Source organism: Streptomyces olivochromogenes, from assembly GCF_001514115.1.
GTDB lineage: Bacteria > Actinomycetota > Actinomycetes > Streptomycetales > Streptomycetaceae > Streptomyces > Streptomyces olivochromogenes.
Genome location: NZ_KQ948454.1, coordinates 74153 through 91342, shown reverse-complemented (window position 1 = coordinate 91342; position 17190 = coordinate 74153). Strand labels below are relative to the sequence as shown.

General features: G+C 70.7%; 17 protein-coding genes. 11 read left to right on the top strand and 6 right to left on the bottom strand.

Annotated features, from left to right (window positions below; translation table 11 throughout):
• Nucleotides 1-566 precede the first annotated feature (566 nt).
• The 5 genes from AQJ27_RS12860 to AQJ27_RS12840 all read right to left on the bottom strand — a co-directional run bounded on the left by AQJ27_RS12860 (nucleotide 567) and on the right by AQJ27_RS12840 (nucleotide 4670).
• Nucleotides 567-1346, bottom strand: coding sequence for a succinate dehydrogenase iron-sulfur subunit (locus AQJ27_RS12860; RefSeq protein WP_067366678.1), 780 nt, complete (start codon nucleotides 1344-1346; stop codon nucleotides 567-569).
• Nucleotides 1346-3100, bottom strand: coding sequence for a succinate dehydrogenase flavoprotein subunit (sdhA, locus tag AQJ27_RS12855; RefSeq protein WP_067366675.1), 1755 nt, complete (start codon nucleotides 3098-3100; stop codon nucleotides 1346-1348). Before sdhA ends, AQJ27_RS12860 begins: the two co-directional genes overlap by 1 nt.
• 24 nt (nucleotides 3101-3124) lie before the next feature.
• The gene (locus AQJ27_RS12850; protein WP_067366672.1) at nucleotides 3125-3622 is read right to left on the bottom strand and encodes a succinate dehydrogenase hydrophobic membrane anchor subunit; all 498 of its coding nucleotides are present in this window, start codon (nucleotides 3620-3622) and stop codon (nucleotides 3125-3127) included.
• Nucleotides 3623-3630: 8 nt separating this feature from the next.
• Nucleotides 3631-4011 carry a succinate dehydrogenase, cytochrome b556 subunit gene (sdhC, locus tag AQJ27_RS12845; protein WP_079064942.1) on the bottom strand — a complete coding sequence of 127 codons (381 nt, stop codon included), beginning with the start codon at nucleotides 4009-4011 and terminating at the stop codon, nucleotides 3631-3633.
• A gap of 146 nt (nucleotides 4012-4157) precedes the next feature.
• Nucleotides 4158-4670, bottom strand: coding sequence for a 2-oxo-4-hydroxy-4-carboxy-5-ureidoimidazoline decarboxylase (locus AQJ27_RS12840; RefSeq protein WP_235613764.1), 513 nt, complete (start codon nucleotides 4668-4670; stop codon nucleotides 4158-4160).
• 357 nt (nucleotides 4671-5027) lie between these two features.
• On the opposite strand from AQJ27_RS12840, the gene AQJ27_RS12835 reads away from it, so the two are divergent.
• The 10 genes from AQJ27_RS12835 to AQJ27_RS12790 all read left to right on the top strand — a co-directional run bounded on the left by AQJ27_RS12835 (nucleotide 5028) and on the right by AQJ27_RS12790 (nucleotide 14137).
• Nucleotides 5028-6674, top strand: a complete 1647-nt coding sequence (locus AQJ27_RS12835) for a beta-N-acetylhexosaminidase (RefSeq protein WP_096240278.1) — start codon at nucleotides 5028-5030, stop codon at nucleotides 6672-6674.
• 88 nt (nucleotides 6675-6762) lie between these two features.
• A complete protein-coding gene (locus tag AQJ27_RS12830; RefSeq protein WP_067366665.1) occupies nucleotides 6763-7569 on the top strand; it encodes a DUF4328 domain-containing protein in 807 nt (268 codons plus the stop codon).
• Between the two features lie 123 nt (nucleotides 7570-7692).
• Entirely contained in the window at nucleotides 7693-8196 is a 504-nt protein-coding gene (locus tag AQJ27_RS12825; RefSeq protein WP_067366662.1) for a hypothetical protein, read from the top strand.
• A 75-nt stretch (nucleotides 8197-8271) separates the two neighbouring features.
• Entirely contained in the window at nucleotides 8272-8877 is a 606-nt protein-coding gene (locus AQJ27_RS12820; RefSeq protein ID WP_067366659.1) for a hypothetical protein, read from the top strand.
• Between the two features lie 135 nt (nucleotides 8878-9012).
• Nucleotides 9013-9408 (top strand): hypothetical protein, encoded by a 396-nt coding sequence (locus AQJ27_RS12815; RefSeq protein ID WP_235613763.1) that lies wholly within the window; start codon nucleotides 9013-9015, stop codon nucleotides 9406-9408.
• A 111-nt stretch (nucleotides 9409-9519) separates the two neighbouring features.
• Nucleotides 9520-10992 carry an MFS transporter gene (locus AQJ27_RS12810; RefSeq protein ID WP_067366654.1) on the top strand — a complete coding sequence of 491 codons (1473 nt, stop codon included), beginning with the start codon at nucleotides 9520-9522 and terminating at the stop codon, nucleotides 10990-10992.
• Nucleotides 10993-11206: 214 nt separating this feature from the next.
• The gene (locus tag AQJ27_RS12805) at nucleotides 11207-11797 is read left to right on the top strand and encodes an RNA polymerase sigma factor (protein WP_067366651.1); all 591 of its coding nucleotides are present in this window, start codon (nucleotides 11207-11209) and stop codon (nucleotides 11795-11797) included.
• Between the two features lie 84 nt (nucleotides 11798-11881).
• On the top strand, nucleotides 11882-12085 hold the full coding sequence (locus tag AQJ27_RS12800; RefSeq protein ID WP_067367800.1) for a hypothetical protein: 204 nt from the start codon (nucleotides 11882-11884) through the stop codon (nucleotides 12083-12085).
• Between the two features lie 331 nt (nucleotides 12086-12416).
• The gene (locus AQJ27_RS12795; protein ID WP_067366648.1) at nucleotides 12417-13091 is read left to right on the top strand and encodes an RNA polymerase sigma factor; all 675 of its coding nucleotides are present in this window, start codon (nucleotides 12417-12419) and stop codon (nucleotides 13089-13091) included.
• Nucleotides 13091-14137: a hypothetical protein gene (locus AQJ27_RS12790; protein ID WP_067366646.1), complete on the top strand. Its 1047-nt coding sequence runs from the start codon at nucleotides 13091-13093 to the stop codon at nucleotides 14135-14137. Before AQJ27_RS12795 ends, AQJ27_RS12790 begins: the two co-directional genes overlap by 1 nt.
• Before the next feature lie 368 nt (nucleotides 14138-14505).
• On the opposite strand, the gene AQJ27_RS12785 is transcribed toward AQJ27_RS12790, so the two are convergent.
• On the bottom strand, nucleotides 14506-15363 hold the full coding sequence (locus AQJ27_RS12785) for a L,D-transpeptidase family protein (RefSeq protein ID WP_201264426.1): 858 nt from the start codon (nucleotides 15361-15363) through the stop codon (nucleotides 14506-14508).
• Between the two features lie 228 nt (nucleotides 15364-15591).
• On the opposite strand from AQJ27_RS12785, the gene AQJ27_RS12780 reads away from it, so the two are divergent.
• Nucleotides 15592-17172, top strand: a complete 1581-nt coding sequence (locus AQJ27_RS12780; RefSeq protein ID WP_067366643.1) for an acyl-CoA mutase large subunit family protein — start codon at nucleotides 15592-15594, stop codon at nucleotides 17170-17172.
• Nucleotides 17173-17190: the final 18 nt, after the last annotated feature.

Sequence of the window (17190 nt, the reverse complement as noted above, 5' to 3'; positions counted from 1 at the left end):
AAACGTGAGGGATCCCTGGAATCGATTCGCTAGCGAGATGGTGCGCATGACGCGGCAGATCTCTGGCTGCCGCAGGAAGCAGTGAGGCCTCATCCGGGAGAGTGGTCAGCTCGGCCGGAGAGAAGAAGTTGCACCTGTCCCCCGTCGGAGCGCGCCGCCGAGCATCCGGGAATCTGCAGAATTCCCTACCGCGTACGCCGGCCGTCCCGATCGAAGGCCCCCGGTGGTCAGTCGGGGCGCCTTTCCCATGAGAAACCTATCAAGAGGCCAATCGCCCCTCAATGGCGAATTCGACTACGGAGAGCAAGGTCCTTCCGTACCCTCAGGGGAACCTCATATCGATGAGGTTCTCTTTACTCTGGGGCGCCTTCACCCGCCCAGGCGGGGGCGATACACAACGGAATCATTGCTTCCCATGACAAGCTTTTACCGGCGGCCCGGCCCCCGGCGCGTTCTCGACGCTTCGGGAAAGGCCGAAAAACACGGTCCGTCAACGACGGTGGGCCCCGCTCCCACAAGGGGAACGGGGCCCACGGCGCCGTACGACCGGAAGGCCGACCGGAAGATCAGAAGCGACGCGTGATCAGCGCGCGCTTCACTTCCTGGATCGCCTTCGTGACCTCGATACCGCGCGGGCAGGCGTCCGTGCAGTTGAACGTGGTGCGGCAACGCCACACGCCGTCCTTGTCGTTGAGGATCTCCAGGCGCTGCTCGCCCGCCTCGTCACGGCTGTCGAAGATGAAGCGGTGCGCGTTGACGATGGCGGCCGGACCGAAGTACTGACCGTCGTTCCAGAAGACCGGGCAGGACGACGTGCACGCCGCGCACAGGATGCACTTGGTGGTGTCGTCGAAGCGCTCGCGGTCCTCGGCGGACTGCAGACGCTCGCGCGTCGGCTCGTTGGTGTCCTTCGTGATCAGGAAGGGCATCACATCGCGGTACGCCTGGAAGAACGGCTCCATGTCGACCACGAGGTCCTTGAGGACCGTCAGACCCTTGATGGGCTCGACCGTGATCGGCTTGGCGGGGTTGATGTCCTTGATCAGCGTCTTGCAGGCGAGGCGGTTCTTGCCGTTGATCCGCATGGCGTCCGAGCCGCAGATGCCGTGCGCGCAGGAGCGACGGAAGGTGAGGGTTCCGTCCAGGTCCCACTTGATCTTGTGGAGGGCGTCGAGGACGCGCTCCTTCGGGTCGATCTCCAGCTGGAAGTCTTCCCAGACCGCCTCCGCCGCGACCTCGGGGTTGTAGCGGCGGATGCGGAAGGTGGCGGTGATGTACGGCGAGTCGGCGAAGCCCGCCTCGGGCTGGCCGGCGCTGTCCGCCTTGTCGAGGGTCGGGGTAGCCATCAGTACTTACGCTCCATCGGCTGGTAGCGGGTCTGGACGACCGGCTTGTAGTCGAGACGGATGGACTCGGTGCCGTCGTCGCCGACCTCGCGGTACGCCATGGTGTGGCGCATGAAGTTGACGTCGTCTCGGTTCGGGTAGTCCTCGCGGTAGTGACCGCCGCGGGACTCCTTGCGGGCGAGCGCGGAGACGGCCATGACCTCGGCCAGGTCGAGCAGGTTGCCCAGCTCGATGGCCTCGAGGAGGTCCGTGTTGAACCGCTTGCCCTTGTCCTGGATCGAGACGTTCCGGTAGCGCTCGCGCAGCTCGGCGATCTTCTCGACCGCCGTCTTGATCGTCTGCTCGGTGCGGAACACCATCACGTTGGCGTCCATGCACTCCTGCAGCTCCAGGCGCAGCGCGGCGACCCGCTCCGTGCCCGTGGAGTTACGCAGGTGCTCGACCTGCGAGACGACCTGCGAGGCCGGGTCCTCGGGCAGCTCGACGTAGTCGGCCTTCGCGGAGTACTCGGCGGCGGCGATGCCCGCGCGGCGCCCGAACACGTTGATGTCCAGGAGCGAGTTGGTGCCGAGGCGGTTGGCGCCGTGCACGGACACACAGGCGACCTCACCGGCGGCGTACAGGCCCGGCACGACGGTCGTGTTGTCGCGGAGCACCTCACCCTGGACGTTCGTCGGGATGCCGCCCATGGCGTAGTGCGCCGTGGGCTGGATCGGGATCGGGTCCGTGTAGGGCTCGATGCCGAGGTAGGTGCGCGCGAACTCCGTGATGTCCGGGAGCTTGGCGTCCAGCTGCTCCGGCGGGAGGTGCGTGAGGTCGAGGTAGACGTGGTCGCCCTCGGGACCGCAGCCGCGGCCCTCACGGATCTCCGTGTAGATGGAGCGTGAGACGACGTCACGGGACGCGAGGTCCTTCATGACCGGCGCGTACTTCTCCATGAAGCGCTCGCCGTCCTTGTTGCGGAGGATGCCGCCCTCACCGCGGGCGCCCTCCGTCAGCAGGATGCCCATGCGCCAGATGCCGGTCGGGTGGAACTGGAAGAACTCCATGTCCTCCAGCGGCAGCCCGCGACGGTAGACGGCCGCCTGGCCGTCACCCGTCAGGGTGTGCGCGTTGGAGGTCACCTTGAAGAACTTGCCGGTGCCGCCGGACGCGTAGATCACGGCCTTCGCCTGGAAGACGTGGATCTCGCCGGTCGCCAGTTCGTAGGCGATCACACCGGCCGAGCGCTTGACGCCGTCGACCTCGGTGATCAGCTGGTCCAGGACGTAGAACTCGTTGAAGAACTCCACGCCCTCCTTGACGCAGTTCTGGTACAGCGTCTGGAGGATCATGTGGCCGGTGCGGTCCGCGGCGTAGCAGGACCGGCGGACCGGGGCCTCGCCGTGGTTGCGGGAGTGACCGCCGAAGCGGCGCTGGTCGATCCGGCCCTCGGGCGTCCGGTTGAAGGGAAGGCCCATCTTCTCCAGGTCGAGGACCGAGTCGATGGCCTCCTTCGCCAGGATCTCGGCGGCGTCCTGGTCGACCAGGTAGTCACCGCCCTTGACCGTGTCGAAGGTGTGCCACTCCCAGTTGTCCTCCTCCACGTTGGCGAGCGCGGCGGCCATGCCGCCCTGCGCCGCGCCCGTGTGGGAGCGGGTGGGGTAGAGCTTCGTCAGCACGGCGGTGCGGCTGCGCTTCGTCGCCTCGATGGCGGCGCGCATGCCGGCGCCGCCGGCGCCCACGATGACGGTGTCGTACTTGTGGATCTGCATGAGTCGGTTACCTCAGCCCCGTGCCTAGCGGATGTTCGGGTCGAAGGTGAAGATCACCAGCGTGCCCAGCAGGATGGTGAACACCGTGGCGGTGTAGAGCAGGCCCTTGAGCCACAGCCGGGTGTTCGCGCGCTCCGCGTAGTCGTTGATGACCGTGCGCAGGCCGTTGGCGCCGTGCAGCATCGCGAGCCACAGCATCGCGAGGTCCCAGACCTGCCACCACGGGGAGGCCCAGCGGCCCGCGACGAACGCGAAGCCGATCTTGGAGACACCGCCGTCGAGGACGAGCTGGATGAGCAGGTGGCCGAGGACCAGGACGACCAGCACGATGCCGGACAGGCGCATGAACAGCCAGCCGTACATCTCGAAGTTGCCACGGGTGGACTTCGGGGTCTTCTTGGTGCGCTTGCGCGGGGCCTCGATGAACGGCGCCGGGTTGTCGACGCTGTACGAGGAGTACGCGCCCTCGACCGGCCCGATACCGGAACCGGCGGCCTCAGTAGTGACTGTGTTGTTCGACATGGGCGGCGTCAGCTCCCGAAGACTTCGCGGAATGCGTGACCGAGGACCGGGTACAGGGCCCCGATCATCAGCACGACCCAGATACCGACGACGGACCAGAGCATCTGCTTCTGGTAGCGCGGGCCCTTCGACCAGAAGTCGACGGCGATGATGCGCAGGCCGTTGAGCGCGTGGAAGAGGATGGCGGCGACGAGGCCGTACTCCAGCAGCGCGACGATCGGATTCTTGTACGTGGACACGACCCTGTCGTAGTCCTCGGGGGAGACACGGACGAGAGCGGTGTCCAGCACGTGTACGAACAGGAAGAAGAAGATGAGGACGCCGGTGACTCGATGAGCCACCCAGGACCACATTCCTTCCCGGCCGCGGTACAGCGTTCCAGCCGGCACGGAAGAACCCTCCGGGAGCGGGGATTGGGGCCTGCCGGCTTCTGTGTCGGTCGGCCCGGCCGGGTACGGTCCACCGGCCCTGGCCATCGTAGCGACGACTTGTCGGAACGTTTACAGCGGCCCTATCTATGTGATCAAACTGGCAATCAATCAGGCACGTTCGGGCTATTCCGGACGGCCCAGGGCCCCTCGTCCCCGAGGAGGCGCGTCAGGCGGCCCCTGGCCAGACGGCGCAGCTCCTCCGCCGTGACCAGCCGCTCCTCTTCGGGATCGTTTGTCAATCGTGATCGGATTCCGACGAGCACCTGATCCAGTGATTCCTCCGGGGAGAAGTCGTCCAGACAGATGACGAACACATGCCCGAAGCGGCTTTCGTAGGCCGCGTGGGCCGCGCTCAGGGCCGTGTGGGCGGCGGAGTAGGCGCCGTCCGGGAGCAGCGTGAGGGACTCGCCCGCGAGGGCCTCGGCCAGGTCGGCCGGGGTGAGGTCGTAGGCCGCCTCGTCGGCCGCGGCGAGAAAGGCGTCCAGGTCCGGGTAGGGCCGGTGGTCGGCCAGTCGGTGGGCCCAGCGCAGGCTGTGGCAGCAGGTCAGGAGCGCGCGCACGACGGAGTCGGCGGGCGCCGAGTTGAACGGCTCCAGGCGCGCCGGGGACGACGGCACGCTCTTCTGCTCGGGTAGGGCGACCTGGCCGGGGAGGCGTGGAAGACGGTGCGAAGGCAGCGTGGGTCCTCGGCGGTGGGATGTCGACGGGATGCCGTGACGTCCTGTGAACGTCACGTGTGGTGCGGCAGGGGAAGAAGTGAGAGTTGTGCTGCCACGTTATCGACGATTGACGGGAGGTGTCCGATGGATGCCCGAATTTCACCCGGACGGGAGAGTTTCGGAACCTGCGGTGGACGGGTGACGTGGAGAGGGGGACCGTGGAACGTCCGGGGGTGTACGACGTGAGGTGTACGAGGCGTTCGATGCGTACGACAGGGCGTGGGCCTCGGTTACCGAAGCGAAGGGCGTGGTGCGGTGAGCACGGGCAGGCGACGACGGGCGCCGGTGCAGGACGGGAAGCGGCCGGTACTGATAGCGGTCGGCGTGGCGGCGGTGACGGGTGCCGTGGTGGCGACCGTCGCGCTGTGGCCGTCCGGTGACGCCGGCGCGCCGACCGGGGCGAGCGTCGATCCTGGCCGGACGGCGGCCGGGTCCGCGAACCGGACCGGGGCCCCGCCGTCTCCCACGCCGACCCGGACCTACCCCCTCTCCCAGACCCCGCGCACCATCCCCGCCGTACGCGAGCACACTCCGGCGCGCGGTCCCGGCTGGCGTCCCGCGGCGGGCGCCCGCGTGGTCGTCGACGACGCCGGCCTCGCCGACGAGGGAAAGCTGCTCGCCGACGAGCTGAAAATGTCGTACGCCGGACAGACGGCGGCCAAGGACGGCGACGTCGAACTCGGCCTGAACACCGGTGGCGCCGACCCGGAGTCGTACACCCTGACCGTCAAGAACCGCCGGGTCACCATCTCCGCGCCCGGCGAGGCGGGCGTCTTCTACGGCACCCGCACCCTCAAGCAGGAGGTGCACGACGGCGGTACGGCGCCCGAGGGCGTCGTGCGCGACCAGCCCGCCAAGCCGCGCCGCGGGTTCATGCTCGACATCGCGCGCAAGCCCTACTCCGCGGCCTGGATAGAGGACCGGATCCGGGAACTGGGCGATCTGAAGTACAACGAGCTGGGTCTGCACTTCTCCGACGACCAGGGCTTCCGCATCCAGTCGGACACCCACCCGGAGATCGTGTCGAAGGACCACCTCAGCAAGACGGACGTCCACGACATCGTCGCCCTCGCGGAGAGCCGTCACATCCATGTCGTCCCCGAGATCGACTCGCCGGGTCACCTCGGCGCGGTGATCGCCGCCCACCCCGACCTCCAACTGCGCAGCGTCTCGGGAACCGCCCCGCGCGGCACCGTCGACATCTCCAAGCCCGCCGCGGCCTCCATCGTCGACGACCTGCTGAACGAGTACACCGGACTCTTCCCCGGCCCGTACTGGCACCTCGGCGGCGACGAGTACCAGGCCCTGACCGTGGCCAGCCCGTCGACCTCCTACCCTCAACTGGCCGCCGCCGCCAAGCAGGCCTACGGCCCCGGCGCCACCGTCGCGGACCTCACCACCGGCTGGCTCAACGCCCGCGCCCAGGTGGTGCGCGGCCACGACCGGACCGCACGGGCCTGGAACGACGGGTTCTTCCGCGGCGGCACGGTCCAGGCGGACAAGGACCTGGAGGTCGCGTACTGGACGGGCAAGGAACTCGGCGCGCGCCCGCCCGTCGAGTACCTGAGCGCGGGCCGGGAGCTCATCAACTACAACGACGAGTACCTCTACTACGTCCTCGGTGAGCCGCAGACCTTCGTCTACCCGACCGGGCAGCGCATCTACGAGCAGTGGACCCCGCTCGTCGTCCGCGGCACCACGCCGGTCCCCGCGAAGTACGACGGCCAGATCCTCGGCGGGAGCTTCGCCGTCTGGTCCGACCGCGCGAACTCCCAGACCCAGGACCAGGTGGCGGCGGGGATCAGGATGCCGCTGCGTGCCACGATCCAGAAGCTGTGGGACCCGGGCCGGCCGGCGCTGTCCTGGACGGACTTCAAGAACCTGGCGAACCGGCTGGGCTGAGGCGTATCTTCCCTGTGATTCGTGTGCCGGGTGTGCCCCTGGGGAGGGGGCGCACCCGGTTTCTTGTGCGGGTAGTCCGGGGGTTCCCTTGATCTGTCAGCGTTGCCAGCAGTTCGCCGCGTCGATGGCCGGCGGGCTGTGTTCCGTGTGCGCCGAAACACCCGCCCTCGCACCCGTGCCGGTGGGCACGGTGCCCCCGCCGCACGGGAATGCCTGGCTGGCCTCGCCGGTGGGCCTCGGGAGAGCGGTCGCGGTGCTGCTCGGCGTGGTCGTCGCCGTCGATCTCTTCGCGATCTGGGCAGGCGTCAAGATGTACGACGTCACGGGCACCCTCGCGGACGGCGGGATCGGTGACACCGTGCGGCGGGACGCGGACCACGCGGACTCGCTCTTCGCCGCGGCCGGGGTCGCGCAACTGGTCGCCCTGGTCGCCACCATGGCCGTCTACCTCGTCTGGTTCCACCGGGTGCGGATCAACGCCGAGGTGTTCGACCCGTTCGGGCATGAAATGGGGCGCGCCTGGGTGGGCTGGGGCTGGTTCGTGCCGGTGGTGAACTTCTGGTTCCCGCGCCGGATCATGCTGAACACCTGGGACGCGAGCCGTCCCGCCGGCACCCGCACCTCACACGGGCTCGTCAATGCCTGGTGGGCGATGTGGATCATCACGTCGGCCGCCGACCAGACCGCGTCCGCCGCGCACCGCGCGGCCCACACCGCGCTGGAACTCCAGCACGCCGCGGGCCAGAGGATCTTCTCGGACGTCACCGACATCGTGGCCGCCGTGCTCGCCGCCCTCGTCGTCCTGCGCCTGAACCGGATACAGAACGAGAAGGTCCTGCGCGGCCCGGTCCCGCCCGGGGCGCCGGTCCCGGCGGCGGTCCGGGACCACCGCTGACCGTCGGCGTTAGGCCGTTGGAGGCAGGCGGCGCGCCGGTTCGGCCGATTCCCTGGCCAATTCACTTGCCCCTGTGGTGTATTCGGCGCGGCCGAACCGAAACACCACCGGGGGGACACCGGCATGGGCTACTGGGGCTACTACGTCGTGGGCAGAAGCGAGCGGCCGCTCGCGGAGCTGGACGCGCTGGGCGCGGCACACGGGATGGCGCTGCGGACCACGGCGCCCGACGGCTGGCAGGTCTGGGAGTACCCGAGCGGTGACGGCGACGTCGGGAGCATGAACACGCTCGCCCGGGAGACCGGCGCGCCCGCGCTCTTCGGGTACGTCATGAACAGCGACTGTGTGGTCGTCGAGGCGGCCGGGCCCGGGAGCGGCGCGTGGACGACCTGCCTCGCGCGCACGGCGATGGCCGCGCACCTCGGGCAGAGCGAGGAGGGGCTCACCGTCGACGACTACTTCCTGGAGCCCTCCGACGCCGCCGCGCGGGCCGTTGCCTGGGCCGCGGAGGCCGGGCACACGGTGGTCGCCGAGCCCCTGCTCGCCGTGCTGACCGCGGACGCCGACCCTTTGGCCGAAAACCTGCTTTTCCGGTTCCTCGACCGGCTCGGAGTGGTGCCCCTGTGACACTCCCGCTCCGGAGCACGCAGTAAGGGAAAGTGCGGGCTCCGTAAGCAGGAGCGCCCTGTCGAGGGAGGCGTGATGAGCCTGGTGGACCTGATCGCTCAGGCCGACGAGCGTGGTCTGGCAGCGAGCGGGCTGGCTTGTTTGGATCGGTGCGTGCCCTTGCTGGGTGGCGACGACGAGGTCCTGCGGCCGCTCTGGTCGAGCCTCGCGGACGGCGACGCCTGGGGCGAACGGCTCGCCAAGGCACGGGCGGAACTGGACTCCGCCGCCCCCTCCGCCGACCCCGACCCCGACCCCGCCCCCGGATCCGGCCCAGGAGCCGAGGCCGAGACCGAGGCCGAGACCGAGGCCGAGACCGAGGCTGCCGTGAGTGACGAGGACCGCGCCGCCGCACTCGCCCGCCGTATGCTCGCCACCGCCCCCGACGACCCCTGCGCGTCCGCCCTGCGCGCCTGGGCCGACGCCTGTTCGGCGGCGGCCCTGCGGATCCACCGGCTCCTCGATGTCGCCGCCGACGGCGACGGGCCCCTCGTCGCCGCCGAACTGCGTCGCCAGGTCGCCGTCCTGGAACTGCTCGCGGCCCGCGGCGCGGGCGGCCTGCGCCCCGCCCTGGAGGTGTCGACGGAGGGGCGGCGCGTCCTGCGCGCGGTGGTGTCACGCCGGGCGCGCGGACGGTCGTAAACCTGTTTCCCTGAGGGGTTCCTGTGACCGTCCTGGGGCCGGAGATGAGGGTCCTGGGCCGGTGTCGCGAAGGCGCCCGGGACGCGTGACGAATCCCGTCCGGAAGGCGCTCTTCCGAGTGTGAACGCTACGAGTGTGAACGCAACGAGTGCGAACCCGATCCGGGCGACCAGGCCCTCCGCCGCGACCAAGCCCGTGCGCTGGGCCGCGGACACCGTCGCGACGATGCGCGAGGGCGCCCGGCTGCGCCTCGACTACTCGGCGCAGAGTCTGTGGCGCGTCGACCGGCTGATCGAGGAGATACGCCGGGAGGGGGCGCCGTACGCCGCCGTCCACGCCGTGCTGCGCGGCTTCGGCGCGTACGCCGGTGAGGTCGTCGTCCGGTGCACCGGCGCCGAGTGGTGGGAGACGGGCGGCGAGCACTGGCTGCGCACCCCCGACGGGCGCCTGTGGGACCCCGTCGACGAGGCCCGCCGCTGCTACGCGGGCGACGGTTCGCTGCGGCTGCTGTGCCGCGAGGCCGTGGGATAGGGGCAGCGCGCCGAACGGCGGCGAGATTGCCGGTTCTTAAGGTACGCGACCGTTCCCAAACGGCGGTCTCCGGAGTGAACATGAGGGCAACCGCCGGACCCGGGAGGCCTCGTGGCCGACAACCGCCGTTGGTGGGCGCTCGTCGTCATCGCGCTCGCCCAGTTGATGGTCGTCCTCGACATGACCATCGTGAACATCGCCCTGCCCTCCGCCCAGAGCGACCTGCACATGTCGGACGGCAACCGGCAGTGGGTCATCACCGCGTACACCCTCGCCTTCGGCGGGCTGCTGCTGCTCGGCGGCCGGATCGCCGACCTCGCGGGTCGCCGACTCGCCTTCATGATCGGCCTGTTGGGCTTCGCCGCCGCGTCCGCGCTGGGCGGCGCGGCCGCGAACTCCGGGATGCTGTTCGGGGCGCGCGCCCTCCAGGGCGTGTTCGCCGCGCTACTCGCTCCCGCCGCCCTCTCGCTGCTCACGACGACGTTCACCGACCCCGGGGAGCGCGGCAAGGCGTTCGGCGTGTTCGGCGCGATCGTCGGCGCGGGCGCGGCGTTCGGGCTGCTCGCGGGCGGTTTCCTCACCCAGTACCTGGACTGGCGCTGGTGCCTGTACGTCAACGTGCCCATCGCCCTGGTCGCGTTCGCCGGCGCCCTGGCGGTGCTCAGCGGCGGCGGCCGGTACGAGGACGCGCGCCTGGACGTGCCGGGAGCGGTGCTCGGCTCCGCCGGAATGCTCTCGCTGGTCTACGGCTTCTCGGAGGCGGAGTCGAGGAGCTGGGGCGACGGACTGGTCCTCGGACTGCTGGCCGCCGGGGTCGTGCTGCTCGGCGTGTTCGGTCTCTGGCAGACCCGCGCCCGGGTGCCGCTGCTGCCGATGTCGGTGGTCAGGGACCGGCAGCGGGTCGGGGCGTTCCTCACCATCCTCTTCGTCACCATCGGGATGTTCGGGGTCTTCCTCTTCCTCACCTACTACATGCAGCGTGTGCTCGGGTACTCGCCGATGAAGACCGGACTCGCCTATCTCCCCATCACCGTCGGCATGATCACCGGTTCCACGCAGGTCGCGGCCCGCCTCCTGAACCGGGTCCCGCCGCGCGCCCTCATCGTCCCCGGGCTGCTGGTGGCCGCGGGGGCGCTGGCGATCATCGCGCAGGTCGGGGTGGCACCCGCGTACGCCTCGCACATCCTGCCCGGCATGCTGATGCTCGGCCTCGGCATGGGCACCGCGATGATGACCTCCATCTCGCTGGCCACGGTGAGCGTCGCGCCCCGCGACGCGGGCGCGGCCTCCGCCACCTTCAACACCGCCCAGCAGGTCGGCGGTTCGATCGGTACGGCGCTGCTCAACACGATCGCCGCGAGCGTGACGACCCGGTACGCGAGCGCGCACGCGGGCCCCGGTGTCGACCGTCGCGCCCTCGCCTCCCGGGCCGCCGTGCACGGCTTCAACGTGGCCACCTGGTGGGCGATGGGAGCACTGTTGCTGGCCGCGCTGATCGCCGGGATCGTGGTGAACGCGGACCGTATGCCGGCCCCGCAGGCGCGGCCGGCCCCGCTGCCCGAACCGGTGGAGACCAAGGGCTGAACCGGCCCGCGGGCGACAGCCCGGAGGCGTACGGACGCTGTATCTCCGACCGCACGGACGCCTGAGCCGGGATGTGTCCCGAGGGACGCCCGGGGTGCCTGACGGGCTGTGACGTTTCTGTGGGGCCCGACGCAGATGACCACGTGGGCGTCGACACGGCCGACCGTGTCGCACCGTGCGCATTCTGACCGACTCGGGGCGAACGAGGACAGCGTTGGGCCAGGGAGGGGAACCCCGCCGCGTACAGGCGTACGACGGTGAGCTCGGTGCGGCCGTGGCGCGGGCGCAGCAGGGGGACGAGGCGGCCTTCGCGCTGGCGTACCGGATCGTGCAGCCCGGACTGCTCGGGTACGTGCGCGGGATCGTCGGGGACGACGCGGAGGACGTGGCGTCCGACGCCTGGCTGGAAATCGCGCGGGACCTCGGGCGGTTCAAGGGGGACGGGGCGGGGTTCCGCGGCTGGACCGCGACCATCGCACGGCACCGCGCGCTCGACCATCTGCGCAGGCAGAAGGTACGGCCCCGGGCGACCGGGCTCGAGAACGACCTGCTGGAACTGCCCGGCTCCCACAGCACCCACGACCAGGCGCTGGAGAGCCTCTCCACGGAGCGCGCCCTGGAACTGGTCGCACGGCTGCCCCGCGACCAGGCCGAGGCCGTGCTGCTGCGGGTGGTCGTCGGCCTCGACGGGCCCGCCGCCGCCCGTGTCCTCGGCAAGCGCCCTGGCGCGGTCCGCACCGCCGCCCACCGTGGCCTCAAGCGCCTGGCGCAGCAACTCGGCCCCGACGGGGAGCTCGGGGTGTGACGTCCAACGGCCTCCGGACGCTAAGGGGTTCGGGACGGGCGTCAGGAAGCGGTCGGCCGAGGACAGGCAGGGGTGGGCAGGGGCATGGGTGAGAACGGGACCTCCCTCGACGCGCTGCTCGCCCTCGCCGTAAGGGGTGTTCCCGTCGACCCGGAGGCCGAGGGGCGTGCCGTCGCCGCGTACCGGGCCGTTCGTGAGGGCGGGGCGCACGGGGCGCGGACCCGGCGGCGCGACGACTGGCGACCGCGCGAGCAGCGCCGACCGGGGCGCGAGTTCAAGGAGAGTTAGGGAGCCGATGGCAACGGCCGGGGCCGCCACCCCCCACAGGAGAGGCCCCGACCGTCGCGCGGCACGGGCCGCGCGGCGACCCGTACTCTCTACAGCGCCGCGGCTGCGTTTTCTGTCACACCTCGCTGTGTCACCAGTTAGTTGCATCCTGTACGAACATGGACGGGGAGCGGTTTCAGGCCGTAACGTGCCATTCGCGCCGGGGTGCGGAGGACGGACAACCGCACCCACGAGGGGCCTACGACCGCAACCACCAATTGAGGAACCACAACGGCGAGCAACCCGGTCCGCGAGAGCGGCGCCGGATTAGGCGCAAAGAGGGGCGCGCGGGGTGCTGGGGGACGACGCGGAGCTGACCGCCGCGGTGCTTGCTGCACAGGACGGGGACGAGACCGCGTTCCGGACTGTGTACCGCTCGGTGCACCCACGGTTGCTCGGATACGTACGGACGCTGGTCGGCGACCCGGACGCGGAGGACGTCACGTCCGAGGCCTGGCTGCAGATCGCCCGTGACCTGGAGAGGTTCAGCGGTGACGCGGACCGCTTCCGTGGCTGGGCCGCCCGGATCGCCCGCAACCGCGCCCTCGACCACATACGCATGCGCGGGCGCCGCCCCGCGATCGGCGGTGACGAGACGGAACTGACCACGAAGGCCGGGGATTCCGACACCGCGGGCGAGGCGATGGAGGCGCTGGCCACCGACAGCACCCTCTCGCTGATCGCCCAACTCCCCCAGGACCAGGCGGAGGCCGTCGTGCTGCGCGTGGTCGTCGGCCTCGACGCCAAGACCGCGGCCGAGACCCTCGGCAAGCGCCCCGGAGCCGTCCGCACCGCGGCGCACCGCGGTCTCAAGCGGCTCGCGGAGCTGCTCGGCGCGGATCCGGAATCCGCCGGCGGCCTCGGTGCCGTCCCACCGCAAAGAGAGTCACGAAGAGAGTCGCGCACACGCGCGGTGACGTCCGCGGGTGTGACGCATACGCGTTCGCGGACGCAGAAGGACATGTGATGGCCGACGAGCAGGACAAGTGGCTGGACCGTGACGCCGCGGAGCGTCTGCTGCGTGGTGAGCCGCTGGAAGCCGTCGACGCCGACACCCAGGGCCGGGCCAAGCGGCTCGCCGACGTGCTCGGCGCGCTGGCCCCCGAACCCGCGCCGACCAGTGCCGAACTCCCCGGCGAGGCTGCCGCGTTGGCCGCGTTCCAGCAGGCGCGCGCGAGCCGGAACGGCGAGGTCTCCCTGCTCGGCCGCCGGGTCCGCCCGGGGGCCGCGGCCCACTCCGGCGACGCGGGTCTCGTCCGGCTGGGCCGTCCGGCCCCGGCCCCGCGGGGGCCCCGTTGGGGCCGTCCGGTGCGCCTCGGGATCGTCGCCGCGCTGGCCGCGGGGATGATCGGCGGGGTCGCCGTCGCGGCCGGAACCGGAGTGCTGCCGACTCCGTTCCGTGACGATTCGCCACACCCGGCCGCGACGATTTCCGCGGCACAGACACCGCGGCAGCCGTTCCTCTCGCCGTCGCCGGGAGCGTCGAAGGCCGACGGTGCCAAGACGCCGGTCCCGGGCGCCACCACGAGCGCGCCGGCCGGTGCCGGCTCCGGCGGCGACGAGGCCCAGGGGCCCGGCGCGCCGAGCGGACAGCCCGACTCCTCCGACGCGGGGCGGTCGGCCCGCGCCCGCGAGTGGTGGGCCAAGACGCGCTCGTACTGCCGCGACGTGCTGGGCGGCAAGACCCTGGAGTCCGGCCGCAGACGTGTCCTGGTGGACGCCGCGGGCGGCGGCCGGCGCGTGACGAAGTACTGCAAGGGCGTCCTGGGACGGACGGGCGCCGACTCGGGCGAGGACCGCGGCGACCAGGGCTCGGACTCCGGCTCCGACCAGGGGGCCGGGGGCGGTTCCGGTGACGGCTCGGGCAGCGGCTCCGGTGGCGGGGACAACGGCGGCGACGGCGACGGCCACACGGGCTCCGGCGGCACGGGGGGCCACCACGGCCACAACGGGATCCTCGCCCCGTCGCCGCGCCCGGTCGTCGAGCCGCTGCTGCCGACACCGACGTCCTGAGCGGCCGCTGCTGCCGACGTCCTGAGCGGCCGCTGCTGCTGCTGACCTCCCGGGCAGCCACTGCTGCCGACCTTCCGAGCAGGCTTTCGGCCATCCGGTCCGGGTATGTTCTCAGCCACCCGGACTCCGGCGCACCCTGTCATCTGCTCTCTGACCTGCGGTTTCTCACTTCCTCGGAATTTTCTTCCGCCCGGGTGTGACGTTTTCGGCCGCGCCGACGCAGTACTGGGTGAGCCGACTGGTCATCGGCCGTCGCACCGAGCCGGGGTTCCCCCCGTACCCAGGCCTGGTGCACATCGGCGCGGGCGGGACACGTTCCCCCGGTCCCGCCCGCGCCCCATCACTCCCTCCGCCCTCCGGGCCGGCCGTCACCAGTAGACGACGACCTTGTCCCCGTCTCGGACCTGCGCGAACAGCGCCGCGATCTTCCCCTCGTCCCGTACGTTGACGCAGCCGTGCGAGGCGCCGTAGTAGCCGCGGGCCGCGAAGTCGGGGGAGTAGTGGACCGCCTGGCCGCCGCTGAAGAACATCGCGTACGGCATGGACGTGTGGTAGATCGTCGACACGTGGTAGCGCGATTTGAAGTAGACGCTGAAGACCCCTTCGCGGGTCGGCGTGTACTGCGAGCCGAACCGCACGTCCATCTCCGAGACCGTCTTGCCGTCGATCATCCAGCGCAGGGTGCGGCTCGTCTTGCTCACGCACAGCACCCGGCCCGTCATACAGCGCGGGTCGGGCCGCGCGGCGGGCTGCCCGCCGTACGGGTACAACTCCCACGAGGCCGGCTTGTGCGTCATCCCCCGCAGCCGCTCCCAGGTGACGGCGTCCAGTTCGCCGGTCCGCGGCAGCCCGCGCTTGCCCTGGAACCCCTTCACCGCGGTGACCGTCGGGGTGTCGTACGTCCCCGTCGGCGCCGGGATGAGCCAGGCGAGCTGGTGCAGCCGGGCCTGGACCTCACGGACGTCGTTCCCCTTGTCGCCGCGGGACCAGAGGACCTTGGGGGCGGCGGACGGCGTCGTGCCGCCCGCCTTGTCGTCCCCGGGCGTGGCCGAACGGTCCGTCTTCGAGGCGGACGGCGGTGTGTCGCCCCGCGTGCTGCCCGGCGTCTTTCCCTGCGTGCTCCCGTGCGTGCTCCCGTGCGCGTCCACGGCCTGGGCCGTACAGCCGCTCACCGCGACGAGCGCCACGAGGGCGGCCAGCGATCTCCCCATACCAGTCGTACGCATTCCAACCCCCGGTGCGTCGTCGTGTCCCCTGAGATGCTCCCCAGGCGCGCCCGGTTGCGAACGACGCGCGATCCTGGGGAATGAAGCGTGTGAGCAATGAATCCTGAGAGCGATGAAGCCTGTGAGCAAGGTCCCAGCGCGGTCCTCTCCATCCCGCGCAGGGCCGCCGCTACAGTCCGTGGCGAGGGTCGGACCTACCAGTAAGTAACTTCAGCGGGAGGCACAGCAATGGCGCGCGAGTCGGAGTCCGGACTGCCCATCGAACCCCTCTACGGACCCGAGGTTCTGGAGGGCTGGGATCCGGCCGAGAAGCTGGGCGAGCCGGGCGCGTACCCCTTCACCCGCGGTGTCTACCCGTCGATGTACACGGGCCGCCCGTGGACGATGCGCCAGTACGCGGGCTTCGGCACGGCCGTGGAGTCGAACGCGCGCTACAAGCAGCTGATCGCGAACGGGACGATGGGCCTGTCGGTCGCCTTCGACCTGCCCACCCAGATGGGCCACGACTCGGACGCGCCGATCGCGCACGGCGAGGTCGGCAAGGTCGGGGTGGCCATCGACTCGGTGGAGGACATGCGGATCCTGTTCGGCGGCATCCCGCTGGACAAGGTGTCCACGTCGATGACGATCAACGCGCCCGCGGCGCTGCTCCTGCTCATGTACCAACTGGTGGGGGAGGAGCAGGGCGTCCCGGCCGATCAGCTGACGGGCACGATCCAGAACGACGTGCTCAAGGAGTACATCGCGCGCGGCACGTACATCTTCCCGCCCAAGCCCTCCCTGCGGCTGATCGCGGACATCTTCAAGTACTGCAAGGCCGAGATCCCGAAGTGGAACACGATCTCGATCTCCGGCTACCACATGGCCGAGGCCGGTGCCTCGCCCGCGCAGGAGATCGCGTTCACCCTCGCCGACGGCATCGAGTACGTCCGCACGGCCGTGGCCGCCGGCATGGACGTCGACGACTTCGCCCCCCGCCTGTCCTTCTTCTTCGTCGCCCGTACGACGATCCTGGAGGAGGTCGCGAAGTTCCGCGCCGCCAGGCGCATCTGGGCGCGGGTGATGCGGGATGAGTTCGGCGCGAAGAACCCGAAGTCGCTGATGCTGCGCTTCCACACCCAGACCGCCGGGGTCCAGCTGACCGCCCAGCAGCCGGAGGTGAACCTGGTGCGCGTCGCGGTCCAGGGCCTGGGCGCGGTCCTCGGCGGCACGCAGTCGCTCCACACCAACTCCTTCGACGAGGCGATCGCGCTCCCCACGGACAAGAGCGCGCGCCTGGCGCTGCGGACGCAGCAGGTCCTGGCGTACGAGACGGACGTGACGGCGACGGTCGACCCCTTCGCCGGCAGTTACGTCATCGAGAAGATGACCGACGACGTCGAGGCGGCCACGGTCGAACTGATGGCGAGGGTCGAGGAACTGGGCGGCGCGGTGTCCGCGATCGAGCACGGCTTCCAGAAGGGCGAGATCGAGCGCAGCGCCTACCGGATCGCGCAGGAGACCGACTCGGGTGAGCGGGTCGTGGTCGGCGTCAACCGCTTCCAGCTCGACGCGGAGGAGCCGTACGAGCCCCTCCGCGTCGACCCGGCCATCGAGGCCCAGCAGGCCGAACGCCTCACCAAGCTCCGTGCCGAGCGTGACCAGTCGGCGGTGGACGCGGCCCTCGCCGACCTCAGGAAGGCGGCCGAGGGCACGGACAACGTCCTCTACCCCATGAAGGACGCCCTGCGCGCCCGCGCGACGGTGGGCGAGGTGTGCAACGCGCTGCGGGGGGTTTGGGGGACGTATGTGCCGACGGATGCGTTCTGAGGGTGCCGTTCCGGATAC